The organism is Paenibacillus sp. FSL L8-0638, assembly GCF_038593075.1.
Taxonomy (GTDB): Bacteria; Bacillota; Bacilli; order Paenibacillales; family Paenibacillaceae; genus Paenibacillus; species Paenibacillus polymyxa_D.
The window spans coordinates 1285728-1305419 of the sequence record NZ_CP151960.1 but is presented as its reverse complement, the minus strand read 5'-3'; the positions used below and the strand labels follow the sequence as shown (position 1 = coordinate 1305419).

The 19692-nt window shown below is 46.4% G+C and carries 23 protein-coding genes; 2 read left to right on the top strand and 21 right to left on the bottom strand.

The features are described 5' to 3' along the window. Positions 1-11: 11 nt before the first annotated feature. From MKY35_RS05865 to MKY35_RS05765, 21 genes are all read right to left on the bottom strand, one after another. The gene (locus tag MKY35_RS05865; RefSeq protein ID WP_342445868.1) at positions 12-1667 is read right to left on the bottom strand and encodes an ABC transporter substrate-binding protein; all 1656 of its coding nucleotides are present in this window, start codon (positions 1665-1667) and stop codon (positions 12-14) included. Between the two features lie 755 nt (positions 1668-2422). Then, positions 2423-3388 (bottom strand): glycoside hydrolase family 25 protein, encoded by a 966-nt coding sequence (locus MKY35_RS05860; RefSeq protein ID WP_342445867.1) that lies wholly within the window; start codon positions 3386-3388, stop codon positions 2423-2425. Between the two features lie 153 nt (positions 3389-3541). Then, positions 3542-3988: a phage holin family protein gene (locus tag MKY35_RS05855; protein WP_342445866.1), complete on the bottom strand. Its 447-nt coding sequence runs from the start codon at positions 3986-3988 to the stop codon at positions 3542-3544. A gap of 86 nt (positions 3989-4074) precedes the next feature. Further along, entirely contained in the window at positions 4075-4341 is a 267-nt protein-coding gene (locus MKY35_RS05850) for a hypothetical protein (protein WP_342445865.1), read from the bottom strand. 47 nt (positions 4342-4388) lie between these two features. Continuing rightward, entirely contained in the window at positions 4389-4868 is a 480-nt protein-coding gene (locus tag MKY35_RS05845; protein ID WP_342445864.1) for a hypothetical protein, read from the bottom strand. A 12-nt stretch (positions 4869-4880) separates the two neighbouring features. Continuing rightward, the gene (locus MKY35_RS05840; protein ID WP_342445863.1) at positions 4881-7487 is read right to left on the bottom strand and encodes a hypothetical protein; all 2607 of its coding nucleotides are present in this window, start codon (positions 7485-7487) and stop codon (positions 4881-4883) included. Between the two features lies 1 nt (position 7488). Continuing rightward, complete coding sequence (locus tag MKY35_RS05835; protein ID WP_342445862.1) at positions 7489-8163, bottom strand: YmfQ family protein; 675 nt, start codon at positions 8161-8163, stop codon at positions 7489-7491. Next, complete coding sequence (locus MKY35_RS05830) at positions 8156-9307, bottom strand: baseplate J/gp47 family protein (RefSeq protein ID WP_342445861.1); 1152 nt, start codon at positions 9305-9307, stop codon at positions 8156-8158. Before MKY35_RS05830 ends, MKY35_RS05835 begins: the two co-directional genes overlap by 8 nt. Then, a complete protein-coding gene (locus MKY35_RS05825; RefSeq protein ID WP_342445860.1) occupies positions 9307-9771 on the bottom strand; it encodes a DUF2634 domain-containing protein in 465 nt (154 codons plus the stop codon). Before MKY35_RS05825 ends, MKY35_RS05830 begins: the two co-directional genes overlap by 1 nt. Further along, positions 9764-10171, bottom strand: coding sequence for a hypothetical protein (locus tag MKY35_RS05820; RefSeq protein WP_165176500.1), 408 nt, complete (start codon positions 10169-10171; stop codon positions 9764-9766). Before MKY35_RS05820 ends, MKY35_RS05825 begins: the two co-directional genes overlap by 8 nt. Then, entirely contained in the window at positions 10164-11144 is a 981-nt protein-coding gene (locus MKY35_RS05815) for a phage portal protein (protein ID WP_342445859.1), read from the bottom strand. Before MKY35_RS05815 ends, MKY35_RS05820 begins: the two co-directional genes overlap by 8 nt. Next, complete coding sequence (locus tag MKY35_RS05810) at positions 11141-11779, bottom strand: LysM peptidoglycan-binding domain-containing protein (RefSeq protein ID WP_071644234.1); 639 nt, start codon at positions 11777-11779, stop codon at positions 11141-11143. The genes MKY35_RS05815 and MKY35_RS05810 overlap by 4 nt, the downstream gene beginning before the upstream one ends. Positions 11780-11818: 39 nt before the next feature. Continuing rightward, the gene (locus MKY35_RS05805; protein WP_342445858.1) at positions 11819-13723 is read right to left on the bottom strand and encodes a hypothetical protein; all 1905 of its coding nucleotides are present in this window, start codon (positions 13721-13723) and stop codon (positions 11819-11821) included. Positions 13724-13746: 23 nt separating this feature from the next. Further along, positions 13747-13890, bottom strand: a complete 144-nt coding sequence (locus tag MKY35_RS05800) for a hypothetical protein (protein ID WP_342446718.1) — start codon at positions 13888-13890, stop codon at positions 13747-13749. Positions 13891-13904: 14 nt separating this feature from the next. Continuing rightward, entirely contained in the window at positions 13905-14339 is a 435-nt protein-coding gene (locus MKY35_RS05795) for a hypothetical protein (protein WP_025678604.1), read from the bottom strand. Positions 14340-14408: 69 nt separating this feature from the next. After that, positions 14409-14816: a phage tail tube protein gene (locus MKY35_RS05790; RefSeq protein ID WP_025678602.1), complete on the bottom strand. Its 408-nt coding sequence runs from the start codon at positions 14814-14816 to the stop codon at positions 14409-14411. Between the two features lie 121 nt (positions 14817-14937). Then, entirely contained in the window at positions 14938-16404 is a 1467-nt protein-coding gene (locus MKY35_RS05785) for a phage tail sheath family protein (protein ID WP_342445857.1), read from the bottom strand. Positions 16405-16406: 2 nt separating this feature from the next. After that, positions 16407-16625, bottom strand: coding sequence for a hypothetical protein (locus MKY35_RS05780; protein ID WP_069011550.1), 219 nt, complete (start codon positions 16623-16625; stop codon positions 16407-16409). A 10-nt stretch (positions 16626-16635) separates the two neighbouring features. Further along, positions 16636-17496: a hypothetical protein gene (locus MKY35_RS05775; protein WP_342445856.1), complete on the bottom strand. Its 861-nt coding sequence runs from the start codon at positions 17494-17496 to the stop codon at positions 16636-16638. After that, the gene (locus MKY35_RS05770) at positions 17493-17627 is read right to left on the bottom strand and encodes a hypothetical protein (RefSeq protein WP_268988490.1); all 135 of its coding nucleotides are present in this window, start codon (positions 17625-17627) and stop codon (positions 17493-17495) included. Before MKY35_RS05770 ends, MKY35_RS05775 begins: the two co-directional genes overlap by 4 nt. Positions 17628-17966: 339 nt before the next feature. Next, positions 17967-18443 (bottom strand): ArpU family phage packaging/lysis transcriptional regulator, encoded by a 477-nt coding sequence (locus MKY35_RS05765; protein ID WP_029516157.1) that lies wholly within the window; start codon positions 18441-18443, stop codon positions 17967-17969. A gap of 279 nt (positions 18444-18722) precedes the next feature. Between MKY35_RS05765 and MKY35_RS05760 the strand changes: the two genes are divergently transcribed. Beyond that, entirely contained in the window at positions 18723-19196 is a 474-nt protein-coding gene (locus MKY35_RS05760; RefSeq protein ID WP_342445855.1) for a helix-turn-helix domain-containing protein, read from the top strand. Positions 19197-19207: 11 nt separating this feature from the next. After that, complete coding sequence (locus tag MKY35_RS05755; protein ID WP_342445854.1) at positions 19208-19633, top strand: ImmA/IrrE family metallo-endopeptidase; 426 nt, start codon at positions 19208-19210, stop codon at positions 19631-19633. The last annotated feature ends 59 nt before the right edge of the window (positions 19634-19692 follow it).

Genomic DNA, 19692 nt, shown 5'->3' with positions numbered 1-19692 from the left:
TTGCGTTTGAGCTATTCAAAATAAATATTTCCGTACGCTTCAATACCTGCCGGAGAAGGTACAAAACCCTTGAGATTCGCTTTACCTGCCATCAGCGGTGTGCTGTGAACCAATGGAATCCACGGCGCATCCTGTTTAATAATCACTTGTGCTTGTTTATACATTTCCGCACGCTTGTCCTGGTCGACCTCAACCTGAGCCTTCACCAATATTTTGTGAAGTTCCTCATTCACATAAAAACTGCGGTTATTGCCTGGAATCGTATCCTTGTCCAGCAATGTATAAAGGAAATTATCCGGGTCACCATTGTCCCCGTTCCATCCCAGCATGTACAGATCATCCTTCTCTCCAGCTTTAAGATCATCCAGATACGTAGCCCATTCTGGAGATTGGATGTTGACTTTGACGCCTATTTTTTCAAAATCGGCTTGAATGGCCTCTGCCACCTTTTTGCCGTCAGGCATGTAAGGACGAGATACAGGCATTGCATAGAAGGTTAAAGGCTCGGGAAGCCCGTTAGGAAAGCCCGCTTCCGCCAGCAAAGATTTAGCCTTATCCAGATCATAGGCGTAGTCCTGAATACTATCGTTGTATCCCCATAACGTAGGTGGCATCGGGTTGACCGCAGGCTTGGCCTGCCCTGCAAACAATGCATCAATAATGGCTTGCTTGTTCACTGCGTGGTTCAGTGCCTGCCGCACCTTGGGATTGTTGAATGTTTTTTTCTTTAAATTAAAGCCAATGTACGCCACATTAAAGGAGGGACGTTCGATTTTCACCAACTCGTTGTTACCTTCTAACTGCTTCGCATCATCCGGGTTCAAATCCTCCATCAGGTCAATTTCCCCGTTTTGCAGAGCATTAAATCGCGCAGTATTGTCTGGGATGGAACGAACAATGATCTTTGCCAGCTTCGGCTGCCCCTCTTTCCAATAGTTTAGATTCTTCTCCAAGGTAATGGTATCGTTCCGTTTCCATTCCTTAAATACAAAAGGCCCCGTGCCGACCGGATTACTCTTGAAATCAGCCTTTTTCTCCTGAATAGCCTTGGGACTAGCAATACTAAAGGATGGCATGGCGATATTTTGTAAAAACGGCGCCTGCGGCTTGTTTAGAGTAAACTGGACGGTATTTGCATCTACCGCTTTAACCTCCTTAATCACCCTACTTCCATCAGGCCCAAACATAGAATCATAATAGTCAAATGAGTCACCTTCAAATTTGTATGGACTTTTCGGATCAACCCAGCGGTCAAAGTTAAACACAACCGCTTCTGCGTTAAAGTCACTTCCGTCATGGAATTTCACACCCTGACGCAGCTTGAACGTATAGACCAGTCCATCCGGTGATACTTCCCAGCTCTCTGCAAGCCCCGGTTGGATCTCCGTTGTGTTTTCCTTGTATTCCAGCAGTGTGTCGAACACTTGCATTCCGATTTTTAGCGACTCGCTTTCAGTCACAATGGCAGGATCTAGCGCCACGGAATCTCCGCCGCGTCCATAAATGAGCGTGTCCTGCACGCCCTCTCCTGCTCCGCTTGGTGTTTTCCCTGCCTCTGGCTTTGCTCCTTCACCTGATCCCCCACAACCGGAAAGCGCCAGAACAGCTCCTAGCGCAAGCACCAGCAGTACGGTCCAGATTTTGTGTTTTGCGTACTTTTTGCTCATGCAGCAAACCCCTTTCACACCTTATATATTGTTAATTCGTTGATACCGGATGAATGCCAATTCCTTTGGGTGGACATGACAAGCTTGTCCTCAAGCTGTGGTCCCAAGTTCCGAGTTCATCAAATAGGTGTAGTAGGACAGAAGTGTTCATAATCTAGTGGTGTAAGAGATGCTGTAGGGTAATGAATAGATGTGATGTAATAAAGAGAAAGAGGAGTATGTCAGGTCGTGGTGAAAGTGTGATATATACTCACAAATAGTGAATATTATGCTCAAACAAAGTTGATTATTGGATACTTTACTATAAAATCTGGAAGCCGACAAGGGGGTTTTTCATACATTACGATATGTTTTTATACATCATGTCAATTAATATTACAAACCAACTTATACGATCATACCAAATATATGCTCCTGCTGGGGGTCTTTAACCTCCAAGCAGGAGTATAATCTTACCTCAAAGTGTATTCAGCACCAGACCTACATCCTGTATTTCCTATTCCCAGGTATGTTCTGAAATAAACAAACATACAAGAGCTTTTACCGCTTGATTTGGCTGGTAGACATGCTGCATTTTCACCCAATAATTCACACTTTTAAAACGTTCTAGTTCAGCTTATGTAGAAATCATGAAGAACATCACTTTACAATAAGTGCAGGCGGTTGCCTTTGAACCGCCTGTCTATTTACGTTTCAGGCGTATGGCTTAGTTCGCATGAAAATAATTCCTTCCGGGCAAAAAAATTTATAAAAGATCATTTGGTTGTTTTAAACACACCCAGACGGTTCAGTACGACCAGTAAGCGATAAAAATCGTAACTGCTTGGCAGTTTCGCATCCACAATCGGGCTTGCCGGATGAAATGCAACGGCGGCAGACATTGCTTCCTTTGCCCAGGTCGGTACAGGCATAGTCTGACGCGCCTCCAGCTCAGCTACCCGCTGATCCACTTTTTTAATATAAGCGCTTTGTTCATTCAACGTCTGCTTGAGTACATCTTTGCTGTTTTCAAGAGCGGCGACCTGCTGCTGCAGGGCCTTAAATGCCGCTTTTTCCTCTGCTGTCATTGGCTCATCCCCCTCTTCTCCTGCAAATGCTTGGCGTAGCTCGGCCTCTGTTCCGGCGTATACATTCAGATCAACCGGCCCTTGAATTCCATCAACCCGTCCACTATCGCTGTATTGCCAAAAGTCCCAGTTCTTCCATGCTGTGGTGTCGCCGGGCACCCGTGTACTATAACGTGCAATCCACAGCTTATAACTACCCAATGGCGCTTTGAAATGGGCAGCAAAAGCATTCCCTGTATATACCATCGGCTTACGGCCGCTTACCCGTTCAAATTCCGTTACAAATGCCAACGCAACCTCATGAATCGTGGCCGAGCTAAGCCCTCCCGGATTATTTTCGTAATCCATCACCGCTGGCAAGTCCAGCGCTTTCGCCCCACCCACCTGCTCCAACACCTCGGCGAAATGCCTGGCTTCTGCTTTTGCTGCATTTACATCGATCGCATCTACAAAATGGTACGCTCCCAGTAAGAGCCCGGCTGCCTTGATCCCTTTTGCATTCGTGATAAATGTCGGATCGACGTAACGCTGTCCTTGACTCGCTTTAATAAAGGCAAACGATTTACCATCGGCTCGTACACGCTTCCAATCAATCGTTCCCTGATATCGGGACACGTCAATGCCTTCGGTAGCATTAGGGCTACGACTTTGCATAAGGCGCTCCCTCCCTGTCATTATAATGTTGTAGCACTCTGTCTCTGTTATATATGCTTGGACCATCCATACGGTCTGGGCTTTTCCACTTTTACACCGAAAAAAGGGCAAAAAGGTAGTCAGCCTATTTGGGTGGTGGCCACTGGTGGCACTTTATGAAGCTTTATTTTCTTTGTCGGAAGGGTCGGTTGACTTTATTTTTTCTCCACTCGACTTAGACTCAAAAATAGCTACCGCATTCCGTAAAATATCCGGCATCGGCACTCCCATTCTGCCCACATTTTCAATAATGGACAACAGCTCGTTCGCTAAATAAAAGAAAACGACGGCATCCCGGAAGTAATGTGCATCCCCGAGAATACCGTCGATTAGATGAGCTACCGTAATGAGCAAAAACACGGTAACCTTGCGAAAAATACCGTAATACCCCTGGCGGCTTTTTAGCTCCCCATTAATCCAGGCCGCTGCCCATCCGGTGAAAAAGTCGATCACGACCATCCACCACAGCAACGTCAACATAGTGGTCCACCCCCCGAAAAAATAACCGATCAAGGTCCCCGTGGAAAGCCCCAGCCAAATCTGATCGATCTTTTCATGCATGTTTGTTCCCCCTTTTGAACCTAGGTGTAAAATGAATGCCCTTGGGTTGATCCAAGGGCATAAAACAATGATTTTTATTTTGTTCTCTATACTGTTTTCTTACGGAAAATAGAGGTATACCATTTAACCGTTTCTTCCTGTTCATTTGAAGCATCGGTTGATGACGATCCTTCTACGTTGCCCGCTATTAGATCAGAACGCTTGGATAAAATAATCTTCATTACTTGTTCACGCTGTTCTTCATTTAAAGCGTAGCTTCCCATGATCGTTGCTATATCGCCCTCACCCCGCTCATAGCGAGTGATGCAAGCATGAGCACAAATACGCATTTGTGCCTCTGTTAAAGCTGCCATGGTTATGACTTCACCTCTTTTTATAAAGATGCTGTTACATATAATCCTCAGTACACGTTATTTCCTGTGTTACGAAGCATGAGCTGGGTCAACGTCACTTCGAGATCTGCAATACGTTGCTTCAATTGATCTGTCTCACTCGGCTGTTGCTCTGCTTTTTGTGTCAGTTCCTTAATTGCTTCCTCACTCAATCCTTCACTCCAGAACGTCATTGGATCTCTTCGTTCTGGAGCCGTAAAAGCCATAGCAGAATAGGTCAGCCAGCCTTGGATATCAAAACGAGGATGATATAAGCCTGGCGGCACTGAAATTGCTATCGTATAACCAGCAAGGATGCTTTCTGAATTGGTTCCATTTATTGTACTAGAGCTGCTGTCAGTAAGCTGATAGGTGTCTAGCTGCTGGTTTGTATCAGATAGCGTGGGCGAAGATGAAGTATAAAAAGGGACGACACCCGAAAAGGCATCGTCCACCAACTCGTCCTCCAGATAGAGGCCGTCTATATTTACTTTAGGTACTACTTTCATAATGTGCCCTCCTTAATTGGTTGGAAACCGAATACTATCTAGCCTAAGCCAATTATCGTAAACATATCTTAGATTTCCTCTTACGCTACCGTCTGACCTTACGCTAATTCCCTCTACTTCCTGACCTCTCGTAGAACTACTGGCCCAGCAAGGTATCACGGTATAGGGGGCCGATGGCCTAAACTCTAAAGGCAAGGTAAACAAAAGAACATCCCCACTAACAGGAACCTTTATAGACCCTCTAAAAATAACCATTCCGTCCGACATTTTGGTGTACTGAGGTTTACTTGCTTCTGTCTCTGGCGTAGAGCCACTAAGCAACGTTGGTGTGATCCATGCAGGATTATCCTTCTCAGCTTTTTTACTTTCCAGTACCGACACGCGTGTATTAGCTTGCTGTACATTCTCCACCAAATCAACTAAAAGTGTCTTTTCGTTGGCTGCATAAGAGCCTGTGAACGGGACAACAGGCGATGAGATGAACGTCAGGTATGACACAGTATAAGCTGCCGATGTATCGACATTGTAACTCTGCGCCAACGCGCCAGCGGGAGTTACGGTATTGCGATACAGCGTCCAGTTGTCACGCTGTGAGTTTCGGTAGATGCCTATGAATCTATCAACCCTGTAGTTTAGTAATGACGCTTGATACTCCCCAGGACTTCCGTTGTTAATGTTCCACCGTTTTTCATCTAATTCTTGATACAATTTAGCCTTCTCACGCAATACAATCCCCGTACCTACTTCAACCTGATTATACCCCTCAAGAAAGCTTAGCTGTCCCTCTGAAATGATAGGCTCAACTGTAGGCGTTGCGAGTTGATATACAAGTTGGTACGGCGTGTACCCTACATATGACGATGTAGGTACGGATTGCGAGAAAAGAGGCGAACCTACACACTGAACCCAATACTTTGTACCCGTACCGTTCCACGTTGCCGTGGTGGAGACTTGAGCATTTGCAGGAGTGATGGTATTAGCATCATAGGCTTTGTAGCCGTAGAAGTATGCTTTAATGTCGTCTAATGTCGGTGTGTAGCTGTCTGCCCATCCGCTGTCTGTAACGGGGACAGATATAGCAAAATTTAAAGCTATCGGGTCTATCGACCATCTATCCGCATTAGACTCATGGTCACCCCAAAACAATATTTTACCGTTGTATTTTGCTGCGGCTGCACCAGGACTACCATAGTTATAGTTAGCACCTGGAATTACAGGGTATATAGTTTTAAATCCTGTCTTATTTGCTATACCATTCACTGCTGTAATCTTGCCGCCTTCTAACAGGACGCTTTCAAACCGTTTCACTTTGAAATATTGACCATCACGTTCAAACACCGTATCAGCATTAGCACCTGTAACTGGATCGGCGTAAAGGTCTGTTTGCAGCGCAAGCATAGAATCCTCACGCGGTTTGAATGGTTTAGCTGTGCTGCCGATGTTGAGCATAGGTTTTTTAAAATTACGTACAGTCCCAGCAGTCCATGTCCATTGGCTTACATCAAATTCATCAGTATAAGAGGTAACACCTGATATGTTTACACCCATGCGTACCGCTGAGGGACTCAGCTTAATAGTCCTAGACTCCCCAGGCTTTACGAACATTCCCTGTAGTCGAACCGCATTCTTATCGAATGTTGATATCCGCATAAAGCCATTGCTATCGGCTGGATTTGTCAAGGTGTACTCTACGTTTGGAATAGCATCGAAGTAGTGAACCATGTAGGCATCTGTCCCGATATCTCCTGAAACAAGTGTCCCACTCATAGTGTATGCATCAGAAATGAATGCTGCATGACCTGTTTTTGTCCACTCATAAAAGCTTGGCAATAAGTTTTCACCGTACCGAATCGCATACGGATTACGTACAGGCATTACACTATCAACATACGGGTACTTAGCTGCTGCCTGTGTTGGTGTAAGGCTTGCGGCTACTGTATAATCTGCATCGCTGATCTCGTACACGCGCACACTGTCCATATTAAATGTATTACCAGCCACACCCGTGCCTGTGACCGTAACAATATGGAAATAGTCCTTCGCCGTGAACCGTACAACAGATGGCCCAAAAACAGAGCTAGAAGTTACCTCGTTACCCACAGCACCAGCAATACCATTTATTGATATTTCCACCTTACTGGTATTACCATTTTTCACGTCTGCTATTGCGATATATTTTCGTCCAGGTGTGGTCAAAAAACTTGCAGACGCGGTTGCCGGTACACTACCCAGCGTAATTTTAAATGAGCTACTACCGTTGGTCTTGTTGTTATTATCAATTGCTATAGCTACGTTTGAGGACCATTCGCTCACTGTCTCGCAGCTACCCATCCGTCCCAACAAATTCACCAACGTACGCCCGCTCAGCCCCGTCAGCGAAAATGGGGCAGTCTTTTCCGCATGAACAATTTGCACCCCGGGTTCGAGAGTTACCGTCTTACGCTCTGTCGTATCCAAACGCTTCTTGATCGCATTCACACCATCATTCACGTCACCAGCAAATTCATCAACAGCCCGCCAGTTTTGGTCCAAATACTTCTCCAAATCAAAATACGTGGTTTTGGGCGATGTGCGGTCAATTTGATTTAAACCAAGATTCGGTGTTTTTTCACTTGCCATGTTATGCGCCACCTCCTAAATATCTATCCTGTGTTGTATGTTCATTTTCATAGAGGGTCATAGACTCAACTTCAGCAATGGTCAGGTAGCGTAATTTGTATTCCACTGCCATGTGAGCGGGCTTGATCTCCTCAATGGCTGCTTTAAGATCCTCCACGTTGGGCGGAATCCCGATGGTATCTATAAATTTGACCGTAAATCCCCATTCGGCAGGGTGAAAAATAACATCTACCGTACCTCCGTCATACGCCTCTGCTACATTTTTGACAAGCCGGCCGGAAAAAGTTCCTGCCCCTCGCAGCTTCGATTCCACCACGGCACGCCGTTGGTCCAATGGCTTCGCCAGATCGGTTTCAATCCCTAGCTCCATTTCCCAGCGTTCCAACCCCCATGTGGCGGTACGCACGAAAAACTGTCCCACCGTTGCATCCATTGCAAGATACAAAGCATCCAATTCGCTTCCTTTAGCATCCATATCGGAACGCATCACACGTGAGGTTTCATAATAGGCGGGCAAATAGGAAAGCAGTTCGCGTCCCCGCTCGCTGCTCATTTGATCCACTGTATCTCCCGCTATTGCTACCCTGTTAGCAAAAGTGCCACTACGGTTTGCGCGTTTTCCCTGGTCTGTGTTATTCAATAAATCTTCAAAACTGTTTGTTTCATCGTTACTCACTGACGCTCACCGTCCCCAGCACTGCTACCTGACCTGATCCAATCTCAATATTCTGATTGCTCTGTCCATTGATTTTCAGTTCAGAGAAATCAATAATAATCGGAATATCGAGCAAAACAGCAGAAATCCGGGTATACCGTACCAACGGGTCTTCCTTGTAAAAGGCAAGCTGCTTCAAATACGTCCGCACACCGCTCTCGATGAGCTTTTTGATTTCATCCAGAGTGGACGGCTTCTCTTTGGTACGCTGTACCTTGACTGAGATGTTAATCTCCACTTCTGCCGCTGGCATGATCGTAACTACTGGACCCGCTGGCGCCAATCCTTCTCCTTGTCCATCCTGCGTCGGATCAATGTACTTCTGCACCGCAGCGACGATATCTGGGCTGGCTGCTCGTTTGTCCGTATCCAGCACATATAACCCCACTGTTCCCGGTCCTTTCCAGAGCGGAACTACTTCCACGCCACCCACTCCAGCAATCTCATTCGCCCACTGAGTATACTGCGCCTTGTTGCCACTGGTGCCCTGGTTCCGCACCTTGGCATAAAAACGCTCCAGCAACAGCTGGTCGCTCTCAACGTCTGTGCCGCTTTTGGTTTCCTCCGTATTGATCACAGAGGAAACACCGCTAACCGGGGTTGCCATCACTTGGATGACACCCGCAGGCACATTGCCACTACGCCCGGGATTGACCGCCCGAATAGCCGCTTCCCCGGCACCTTGTTCATCCAGCGTGACCGATGCCGTGGTCGCATATTCAATGGAAGCTTCCCCGGATACATCATCTGCCGGGGTCGCCACCAACGTTCCCGCCGGGACAGTCGTTCCCGCTATGCCCGTGAACGTGACCATACCTGAAGCGGCAACCGCTTCTCGCCGTGTCACCCCGTGCTCTGCTGTTCGCAAATCCAGCTCCGGCGAGCGAAAATCCGGATTATCGCTGGCTGCCGTGCTGGCAAAGCCACGTCGTAGTAGCTCCTGCGCCCAGATTGCCGCTTCGGATAGCATAAACGCTACCGGCGCCTGTGCATCCCAAATAAAAGAGCCCTCGGACTTATCCATGTCCGAAGCCACTTTTTCCAGCATCCGATTTAAAATTTCCTCTTCCGTCTGGTCTACCAAATATTCCGGCAAGTCTGCCATTAGATCACCACACTTTCCACAATTTCCGTTTCATCTCGCACGTTCGTAATCTGGCAGCTAAAATGGCATGCCTCATCTTCCCAGCGAAACGTGAATTGATCCACACTAGCCGTACGTGCATCTGCTAATAACGCCTCTGTGACCATACGTTTAATTTCACTTTCCTGCACACCGTGCCCATAGCTGCTGCCAATCAGCTCCTCCAGCTCACTCCCATAGTCAGGCGAATAGATCACATGCCGGTAGCGAGGAGTGCGAATCGCTTTTTCACACCATTGTACCCAGGCTTCTTTCTCGCCTGTAGTCACGATTTTACGGCTAGGGCTCATTACAAACTCGCCAGCTTCAAAATCAAACCGCCAGCTTCGCCCAAATACCGCACGGTTATCCTCCAGTACATCCGGGTCGGTCATATCCGTGTCTGTCCAGATCATATCATCTGTTTCGGGAAATAAATTAGCCACGTCCACTCACCACCTTGCACACGACCACCACATCATTGCCGCTATTCACCCGAACCGCCAGTACACGATCTCCAGGCTTGAGTCCTTCGTTCAAACTGAGATTCACATCCTCCAGCTCGTCTTCCCCGATATAAAAGGAAGTTTTCAGCTCTTTGCCTTCCCAATTCTCCGATTCCACTGCGGTTGAGGTACCTTTGTACATATGGCGTGGTACAGATAGCAGTCCCGGCAGCTCGGCTACCAGATAATCCTGAAGCTCATGTTTAAAATCGTCCAGCTTGAGTCCCGTGGAGGTGATCGTGCCTAGTACCGCGCCTACTCCACTCAACGCTTGCCGAGTGTGTCCCGCCATAGACGACTGCATTACACTTACAAATGCACCATAGGGATCTTTACTCAAGAAAATACCTCCTTTTAACCATATCGAAGGAAGCGAGCTCTAAAGTCATATTCCCCGGATTCCCCAAATCCCGACTGACTGAAGTAACAATCAGCTTTAATCCTTGTAACATCACAGCTTCACCGGCACGTATGGTATTAATATCTGGTAAATTAACTGTAAAAGTTTCCTGGATTCCAGTTAGATGACTTTTAGCAAGCTTACTGGCTCCGCCAGCTGCTTTCACTTGATCATCTTCCACCAGTTTTTGCAAAGTACCTAGCGCTTTAGTATCCCCTTCTGCTACAGCCAGCACCTTAGACGGTACCTCTTGTCCGCTTCCTACGTTCTCATTAGCTGTCATTACTTTGACCTTAGTTACGGCTCCCTCAAGTGTCCGCAACTGCGTAAGATCAATAAATCGGTCTAACACATAGGGGGAAGGATTGCTACCGATTTTAAATAGCTCCAATCCAGCACTTGTCATGCGTAACTGGTACAAATCTCCGCCCAATTTTGCTGTCTCTTTCAAATCAGCAAGCATCATGGAATATAGGGTCTGGGCACGATAAATACCTTTTCCTAATCGCACTTTCGTATCAGGTATTGAGGTGATCTGAAACTCCCAATCCTTCGCGTATTGGCGCAACCGCTGCGTAGCTGTCTGTCCTTTGGGAAATAAATATTCATCCTCGGATTTATCCAGATAAATCGTCCGATCATATACCACCAGAGAGAAACGTTTTGTACCGCTGTTAGAGCTCTCTACTTCCCATACAACAGCAGGGTGGAGAAGTGGTACCTTTACATTTTTTCCAAATGGAATTCCACTGACACGAATAGACATTCCCGGAGTAATCGTGGGCATAACATTTGAAGCAACTACACGTATGCTGGCCTGATATGCAATTTGATTAAGAGCATCTTTTAAAGTTATTTTCTCAACTAGGGAGGTAAGATCATATCGATCTTGAAGTATTACTTGGTAACTCATGGCATCACCAGCTTTTGACCCGCTTTAATCCTATTCGGATTGTTGCCTATGATCTTCGAATTCACTTGATATATACTTTTCCATTTGGAACTGTCCCCCAACTCCAACTTTGCAATTTTAGAAAGCGAATCCCCAGTTTTGACAGTGTACGTCTTAGATTTAGTTTTAAGATTCGTGCGTGGAAGGTTACTAGAGTTTACTTTTTGAGGAGAATTCCCTTTTCGCAACACTATTTTAGGTTCCCTCCATGTACGCAAAGTAATTTCAAAATATATATCTCCTGCCTCGCCTCCACGAAAGGTCGTATTATGAGCAATGATAAAAACAGGAACATTAATTAGTGTATTCGTAATAATAAATTGGTACGGCTTCTCTGCTTTTAACATTGCATTTAACCTGTTCATCGCTTCGTTAGGATCTGGGATATTTTTATAACGACAATAGGATGCATCGTACACCTTGGGAAAAAAAGAAGAAAAGGTGATTTCTTTCACCTTTTCTCCTTGTGGAAAATCAAATTCTCCGTGTGTAAGCATCGTAACTGTTTCATACCCCTTTTGCCGTGAAATATTCACCTCTTCAGGATTAACTGGGAATTGAAACACACTTCTACCATTAATCAGAAAAAAGTCTATACCCATAGCCTCCCTCCTTTCTACTGTGATAGATTTACATTAAATTGGTACGGCTTTACCTTTTTTAAGAGAGCTGCTATCTCCTCCTCCCTTTTTATTAATAATTGCCTGCCGGACTTCATTGACGATTCGGTACCCTACTTGAAGTGCCATCGTATCAAAATCAATTGAATCTTCCTGAACCGTTACCTGTACTGCCCCTGGAGGCAACGTTACACTGATTTGGTTGTTCGTTTCTGTCTTGAAATCCTTGAGAAAGCCTGAAAAACTGCTCATTTGCTCATCCGTTATTTGCACGAGCTGCGGAGCAGGTTTTCCTCCATTTACCGCAGGAATCTGTGAGCCGCCTGACCCCATACCCTGAAGTGCTTTGGAACGGTTTTGGGCATCCTGGATAAAAGATGGTAATGGCAGTCCCGGATCAATCGAAGGAAATCTTGACAGAGCTAATGAAGCCCCAGGTACAGTCGAAGCGGGATTATAAGATTGTGAGGCCTTAATTACAGAAACAGCAGGTTGTGAATTTTCAGGTTTATTTGAGTAACCAAACAAATTGGAGAAGTCACTTTTCAAACTTTCTGTTTGACTAGAAAACCAATTACTGACATCAGATGCTTTATTACTCATCCAATCTGTAGCTTGGGAAGCTTTTTCACCAACCCAATCCTTCGCAACACTTGCTTTCTCGCCAATCCAATCCTTTGCACCAATAGCTTTTTCTCCAACCCAGTCCATTGCAGAAGTAGCCTTTTCTCCGGCCCAATCACTCATTTCAGAAAACTTTTGAGCTAACCATTCACCTGCTAAACTATCTACTACAGCGCCTACAATTGCACCAATAAGACCACCAATTACAGTACCTATACCTGGAGCAATCGCTGTACCAATAGCTGCGCCAGCAGTAATAAAGCCACTTCCTAAAAGCGCTGATGTAATAGCAGCCGGACGTTCTTCCGGCGACGCTGTAGCAATGTCTACAATATCTAATACTATGCTAATTGGGCCAAGCAGCTTCTTGCCCCCCTTCATTGCTCCCTTGCCTATCTTTTTAAGCAAATTTCCTGGATTTTCACCAAGTATTTTTTTACCGAAATCGAAGATTCTTCCAAGTGTCCCCTTATTCCCATTCGGTCCTCCTGGAACTCCCGGCTTATGAGGCTTAGAGCCAGGCTTTGGGGTAAAAATACGTTTTACCGTTTCCCACAGCTTAGGAAGTCCTTGTTTCTTTCCAGGATTTTTTTTGTTGTTCTTATTTTTGTTTTTGCTTTTACCATCAGGTCCATCTTGTTCAGCAATACTTTTCTTATTGTTTCCTTTTTTCCCACAGCAACAATCACAGATCACCTTAATTTTTGGAGAAACTTGAATAGGACCTGTTTTTACATTGATCTTAGGCGCATATTTTGGTGCTGCAACTCTAATATTCAATCTTGGTGGTTTTACCTTGATATCATAATTAAAGTTAAAGTCAAATTTAGGATCTTTTATTTCTATATTTGCAGTAACACTGATAGACTTATTCACAATATTGGAAACATTTAAATTATTCCCCGTGTTGCCGCCCTTAGCTCTCTTCTTATTTGTACCGTCTTGATCAATGCCCGTTTTAGCACGTGCAACAATATAGGCATCCTTAAGACTTTTTAGCTTTTTGATAAGAGCTTCGAGCACTGGAGTCGCCTTATCAATTAGAAAGACTTTTGGCCTAATTCGTAGCCTACTAAGACGAATAGCTAGGCTGTAAATATTACCTAGATGCCTATGCATATACTTAAGCTCCGTATTTAGCTTAATCAAACTCTGATAACGGGTACGACCTAAGCGATCAGAAAGCCTTTGTATCTGCTCAATATAGCGACTTGTCGCTTTAAGTTCCCGGTTTGTAATGATTAAATCCTCTACATCTGTAACAATATTAACTCTATAGTTACTTGATCCTGCCATCTACTCACCTCCTTGCATATCTATTATTGCTGTATTTGTTTTGACAATGCGTCCAGTTCCTCTTCTGCAAAAGCGATTAACATGGATTTTTCCCCTCTGTTTAAGGACCAAAACTCTCCGGGACGGAGATGATGCCGTATCCACAGATGATACAGCACAGTCGTCATTCCGCCGGAGCGAATCAGTTTTTTAGATCATCAATTTCCACACCGAAGCCGGACAGTTCCAGAACTTTGTCACCTACCGCATCCAGTTCCCCTGCCAGAAGCATACGGCGCACAGCCTGTTCACCACCGGACAATTTAAGCCGGCTAGTAATTCGCGGATCACCCCATCCATTAATTTGCAGACCTTTTACCTCAAGACCAGCCGTAGCTTCAGAGATAAGCAATGCATTAAATGTTTCTGTATCTACTTTTTCATCCACACGGCCTTTAATGGTTTTACGAATTGTGCACCGTTCACGGATGCTATCTACTTTGTTGGACGTCAAACCACGAAGTGTGAGAAGCATATCCAGGCGTTGAATTCGAACAGTTTCCTCAGGTAATTTGTCTGCAGCTTCAAAAAGACTATCTAAAATTTGTTCTTCTGACATATTTTCAGGCAAGCTCATGTTATATCCTCCTAATAAAATTCTGAAAATTAGGCCCAGAATTACTCCAGGCCCATCATGATCAATAGATTACTCAGCAACGATAGGATCAAGCAGTTCATAACCTTCGAAAGTGAAGGTCGTTTCTTCTGGTACTTCTTCTCCCGCAGTCCAGTTAGCCAACTGAATCTTATCTGGCATGCAGCGAATCAAACGAACACGTTCATGTCCAAAAGATTCGGGATCGTCTAGCTTGGAAATAATATCGAATTTTTCAAAACCGCGACGGATCATATCAGAAGTTACTTTGTAACCACTCATCGTTCCAGTACCTTTTTTAGCTCCATTTTTATGGACTTTCCAGGTGTTACCAACCAAATTCAATTCTCTTTTATCAATTTCCACGCTAGCTTCCAGCTTGTTAATATGTGTCTGCCATACCCCATCAATATATGCCTGACCAAACGTACCTAAAATGACTCTTGAAGCATCCAACATTCTTTTTCCTCCTCAAAATAATCCATAATATAGTTCGGGATTTCATAAAATCCTCGTTGTTAACAAGCTACTTCATTTCTGCCGATTGCCTGCAAAATGCTTATACACGTAAAATGCTTATTTATTGCACGTAAAATGTGCCGAACAACTGCTCCATCACATCGGTGAGCTTCACGTTCCATTGCAGGAACACTTGGTCCGGCTCCGGTTTGATGACTGGCGCATCGCCGTAGTAAGCCGGGTCGAGAATGACATCGTAGCCGTCTGCTTCGATGACGTTGCTCAGCGACAGCTGTGCCAGGTATTCTTTGATTGCACCGATAAGTGCCAGACGGCCTTCCACCGTATTGTTGATTTTGCCGATGTATGTCTCTTCGGCTGCACGCTGCAAGTCAGCGTTAATAGCGTCCATAACGCGGATGGAACGGATTTTCTTCCATGCGTTGTTTTGCCCAGCAGACGGGTTCACCAAGCTGTTAATCCCACGCAGCGCTTTGACCTGACGTCCGTCGAAGAACAGCAGGAAGACACCATTACGGACAGCCTGCTCCTGCTCGGAACGTGTCCAGCGGCGGGTTACATCCTCAAAAGGCGTAACCGCATACGTCGCCGATTGATTCAGACGTTGGCCTGCAATCAGTCCAGCTACATAAGCAGCCGTTTGGGCGGAACTGTAGTCCGTACCTGCCAGACGTACGCCCGTACCCACGTTCACGATGCCTTCATGATTCAACGCCAGGGAGCGTGCAGAGGCCAAGCTGACGGCTGTTTTGGACACATCATCTGCCGCAGAACCGCCGAATACAGCGATTACGCCTTTACCTTCGCCCCGGACACGCTTGATCCAGGCAGCGAAGCTTTGCAGCAATGCCAGATCAGCTGCATAATCCAGAGCCAAGACATTAAATTCCTGTCCTTCAAGTGCCTCCTGCATCGCGATATAATCGGCATTAACCAGCTTGCTATTGCCACTGTTGCCGCCAGTAAGATGTACGCCGCTGACATCCACCGGAATGCCGCCGTCGCCGACAACTTCGGCCTTCACCCATACATTTTCGCTGTTCTCGTTCATCGCCTTGGCGATAGAGGCAGCCGTACCGTCACTGCCTTTGTACGTGCCGAGCAGCTTGGTTCCTTCATAGAGGCGTACCTCACGAGCTTGCTCATCACCCAAAGTTGGCTGTACAGTTACAGCGAAACCATTACCGCGGCTACCTGTGTACAAAGCCTTCAGACGCAGCACATCCGCCGGGGTCGCACCGCCGCTTTTCAACGTCACAGATGCTTCAGCAGCTGTATCATCTGCCAAACGGTAGGCTAACAACTTTTTCGGACCGCCCAGCAAAGCCAGATACAGCGTCGAATACGCGGTCGCACCGTCCAGACTGTCACCCGAAAAGATTTGACTGATTGCCGTTTCACTGCCGATCTCTACAAACTCACGTACAGGGCCCCAATTCGCCTTAACGGGCACAACGACCGTACCACGCGACCCACCTTGAATTGCTGAAGCTGCTGCTGCCTGAAAATTCATATACAAACCCGGCAATACCGGTTTATTCGTGTTTTCCCATGTTCCGCCTGTCATAATTAGTCCACCTTCGCTTTCATAAATTGTTCGATTTTAGTGTGTGCTTCTGCTACCGTAAACAGCTTGTCCTGTGTGCCAAAAAAGGCGCCTGCCAGCACTTCTTCTTTCACGGAAAACAATGGTTCTGCGTGCTCTTTTAGCTCCTCCAGCGTATAGCGAGGGCCACTTGCTTCTTGCCCGGCATATACCGGGGCCTTCTCATGGTTTTCCAAGGTCACTCGGACCACCTCATTTCAAAATAGGATGAATTTCCACTCTGCGAATCAACGCCGCTTCCTCAGCCGGACGCATACGCCGCTGTACTAACATCAGCCGAAGCTGACCATCTAAAATGGCATCTGCCTGCAAATCGGCTGAAGCTTCAGCTGTAGACATATAACGGCCCTTGTCCTGATCCAGAGGAAGCTGGATTTGAGCGGCAAAGCCCTCGATCAGTGCGGAAGCTGCGCGGTTTTCCTCGGTGGTGTCCGGGGCGGTAATATGCCCGATGAACCGTTTGCGCAGCTCATACATGGAGGCTCCCGCCATCCTAGTTTCGCAGCCGCTCATCCGCCATAGTACCGCTTGCCGCCCCGGCTGTGCGGGCCATGCGTCGGCGTATACCGACCACGTTTCGCCCAGTTGCTTCTGCGTCCAGCGGACCAGCGCGGCCAGCCACTCTTCCGGCTGTGTAGCACCGCTTGCTGGAACGGCCAAACCACCTTCCGTCTCAGGCACATACACGCCAAAACGAAGCGTTCTATAGGCCTTGCCCGTAACGGTGTCCAGCTTTTCTGCATCCCGCACGCCCAAATAGTGCGCGGTAAAAGCCGATGTATCCTCACCTGCACCTGCCACGGGTTCCCGGTGCAGCCCGGCAATCAGGGCATTCGCCCATACGTCAGCCTGCGCCAGCCCGGCTTGTCCTGCGTACAGCATGATGCGGACAACCTGCCGATAGCCGGCCCAGGAAGACTTCCAGATTTCCTCGCCCAGTGCCATAACAGCATACGGCTCCTCTGCCGTCTGCGACGGTGGCTGAACATCGTATACACGCCCTTGCAGCGCTGGAATAATTTCAATGAGCTTTTGCTTAAAGGCTTGTCTCATTCTGCGGCATGCCACCTTTGCGTACCCTGCGTTCGCATGTTGTGGCTATTCAGCCAGGCTTTTTTCCACTTCCGTGTTCTCATCCGGCGCAGCCCCATACTCATGCATTGCAGCATCCCTTGCTTAGGCAACACGACTCCTCCTTTCTATTCAACGAATTCTCGGGAACCGACAGAGACGATCACCGCATGAAAAAACCGGCCCTAATGGCCGGCTAACGTTTGACTGTGTGTGTCTTCGGTATGTCCTCTTGTCTTGATTCCCGATGATATAATCTTACACCCTAATAACGAATGCGTTGCCGGGGAAATGGACGATAAAAGCAGAGACTAGGGATGATGTTGGGAGGTTTTTTGAGAACACATGTTCGTATCGCAAAAAAAGACCTTGACCCCTGTTATTACAGGAAATCAAAGCCTTTTAGGAAACCATTTTAAAATAGAAATGAGAACAAGTGGATAATTATTACATCAACCCAATTTTCGATCCGCGCCCTTCTGCAAGCCTGCCAAATTTAAAACGCCTTGGTCCGCCAGTGCAAGCGCCATTTTGTAAAAAGCACGCGTGCGAAGCTTCGTATACGTATCCTTGCTGACTGGCGGGTCTAACACATAATTGTAAACCTTGTAATCGAACACATCGTCATCCTTTAAATAACGTTCACGGATAAGCAGCTGTTCGCGTTCATTCAAGCGGCTCACTACGGCATCCACCATTTCGCAGTAGGCCAAGCGGGCGGCAGGAGCATCTACGTTATATACGGCTGTCCGGGCCGTTGGATCGCTTGTCACATTCGTTGGGCCGCTCGGGCGATCCGTATAGCCAGCAGTAATAAAGCTCTCCCGATCCATAAAAGTAATCGTTTTATAAATCCGGTATTTCTCAAACACACCCTCCAATGCATTCTGCGTTTTGCGACGGTCCAATTCGGGTAAGTTATTTCTCATGTAAAGCAACACTCCTTATCTTATGCCTTTTGACAATGATGTATTTTTAAATATAAAAACGCTTATGTTTACAATTTGTTCCCCTTTTGTTCGCATCTTGAGTATAACATAACATTATTTAGGATAGGTATCCATCCTCAAAAAAAGCAGTATAGCTCCAAAAACAGGATATTCGCTTTATTTTCCTATGCCTTTTGGCATATTACGTGCTTTTACTATTTACCTAATGGTATAATAAAACCAATATCTATGATTCTCTTGCAGAAAGGAGCCCCCATTGTGGAACAGCCAGCATTCGGAACTTACTTAAAGCAGCAGCGCGAGCACAAACACTTGAGCATCAACCAATTGGCAGACGCCGCAGGTATTAGCAATTCACAAATTTCCCGCATTGAAAATGGACTGCGCGGAATTCCCAAACCCTCCACTCTCCGCAAAATAGCGGACGCGCTTAGCGTATCCTATACCGAAATGATGAAGGCCGCCGGATATTGGGGAGACGATGATTCAATAGAGCAAAGTCCACATGAACTTTATCCTTCTACTGTACCGGAATGGGCAACCTCCAAAGACCGCCGGGATTTTAAAAAAATGCTGGAGGAAGACGACGAATTAATGTTCGATGGCATTCCGCTGGATGAAAAAGATCGTCAACGGATCAAGGACGTTCTGACAGGTCTGTTCTGGGAAGCCAAACAGATGAACAAACATAAAAAGCCCAAAGAGCCCCAAGCGGGCAAAGATCAGGGATAGCAGGTGAGCGTATGAACGAACTCATTCACAAACTTGTCCGAAAATACCGTACCAACTGCCCCTTCGATATTGCGAAAGCCCTGGGTATCCATATCCGATACTGCGATCTAGGCCCCACAACCAAAGGGCTGTATTACCACAAGCTACGTAGAAGATTTATCGTTATCCACAATGGCCTCACACCCGAATGGGAACGGTTCGTCTGTGCGCATGAATTGGGACATGACCGACTGCATAAAGGCATTAGCCGCTTTTTTATGGAGGAGCATTCCTACTTTTCCCCAGGAAAATTTGAACAACAGGCCAATCGTTTTGCCGTGCTTTTGCTGAGTGAAGGAAAACCGCCACTAGCTGACGAAACGTTGGATCACTATTTACCCCGGATCGGGCTGCCCAAAGAGACTGCCCTTTTTTTTGACAATAAATCAGAACGTTAGTTCCTATTCTATAAGCTACTGTTTATTACTTCCTATAATATAGGTAACTAGACGATGGA

What these genes read in the sequence shown, in the direction of transcription:
- MKY35_RS05865 (WP_342445868.1), bottom strand. Translation starts at nt 1,667, where the DNA reads ATGAGCAAAAAGTACGCAAAACACAAAATCTGGACCGTACTGCTGGTG.
- MKY35_RS05860 (WP_342445867.1), bottom strand. Translation starts at nt 3,388, where the DNA reads ATGCAAAGTCGTAGCCCTAATGCTACCGAAGGCATTGACGTGTCCCGA.
- MKY35_RS05855 (WP_342445866.1), bottom strand. Translation starts at nt 3,988, where the DNA reads ATGCATGAAAAGATCGATCAGATTTGGCTGGGGCTTTCCACGGGGACC.
- MKY35_RS05850 (WP_342445865.1), bottom strand. Translation starts at nt 4,341, where the DNA reads ATGGCAGCTTTAACAGAGGCACAAATGCGTATTTGTGCTCATGCTTGC.
- MKY35_RS05845 (WP_342445864.1), bottom strand. Translation starts at nt 4,868, where the DNA reads ATGAAAGTAGTACCTAAAGTAAATATAGACGGCCTCTATCTGGAGGAC.
- MKY35_RS05840 (WP_342445863.1), bottom strand. Translation starts at nt 7,487, where the DNA reads ATGGCAAGTGAAAAAACACCGAATCTTGGTTTAAATCAAATTGACCGC.
- MKY35_RS05830 (WP_342445861.1), bottom strand. Translation starts at nt 9,307, where the DNA reads ATGGCAGACTTGCCGGAATATTTGGTAGACCAGACGGAAGAGGAAATT.
- MKY35_RS05815 (WP_342445859.1), bottom strand. Translation starts at nt 11,144, where the DNA reads ATGAGTTACCAAGTAATACTTCAAGATCGATATGATCTTACCTCCCTA.
- MKY35_RS05805 (WP_342445858.1), bottom strand. Translation starts at nt 13,723, where the DNA reads ATGGCAGGATCAAGTAACTATAGAGTTAATATTGTTACAGATGTAGAG.
- MKY35_RS05800 (WP_342446718.1), bottom strand. Translation starts at nt 13,890, where the DNA reads ATGACGACTGTGCTGTATCATCTGTGGATACGGCATCATCTCCGTCCC.
- MKY35_RS05795 (WP_025678604.1), bottom strand. Translation starts at nt 14,339, where the DNA reads ATGAGCTTGCCTGAAAATATGTCAGAAGAACAAATTTTAGATAGTCTT.
- MKY35_RS05790 (WP_025678602.1), bottom strand. Translation starts at nt 14,816, where the DNA reads ATGTTGGATGCTTCAAGAGTCATTTTAGGTACGTTTGGTCAGGCATAT.
- MKY35_RS05785 (WP_342445857.1), bottom strand. Translation starts at nt 16,404, where the DNA reads ATGACAGGCGGAACATGGGAAAACACGAATAAACCGGTATTGCCGGGT.
- MKY35_RS05775 (WP_342445856.1), bottom strand. Translation starts at nt 17,496, where the DNA reads ATGAGACAAGCCTTTAAGCAAAAGCTCATTGAAATTATTCCAGCGCTG.
- MKY35_RS05765 (WP_029516157.1), bottom strand. Translation starts at nt 18,443, where the DNA reads ATGAGAAATAACTTACCCGAATTGGACCGTCGCAAAACGCAGAATGCA.
- MKY35_RS05755 (WP_342445854.1), top strand. Translation starts at nt 19,208, where the DNA reads ATGAACGAACTCATTCACAAACTTGTCCGAAAATACCGTACCAACTGC.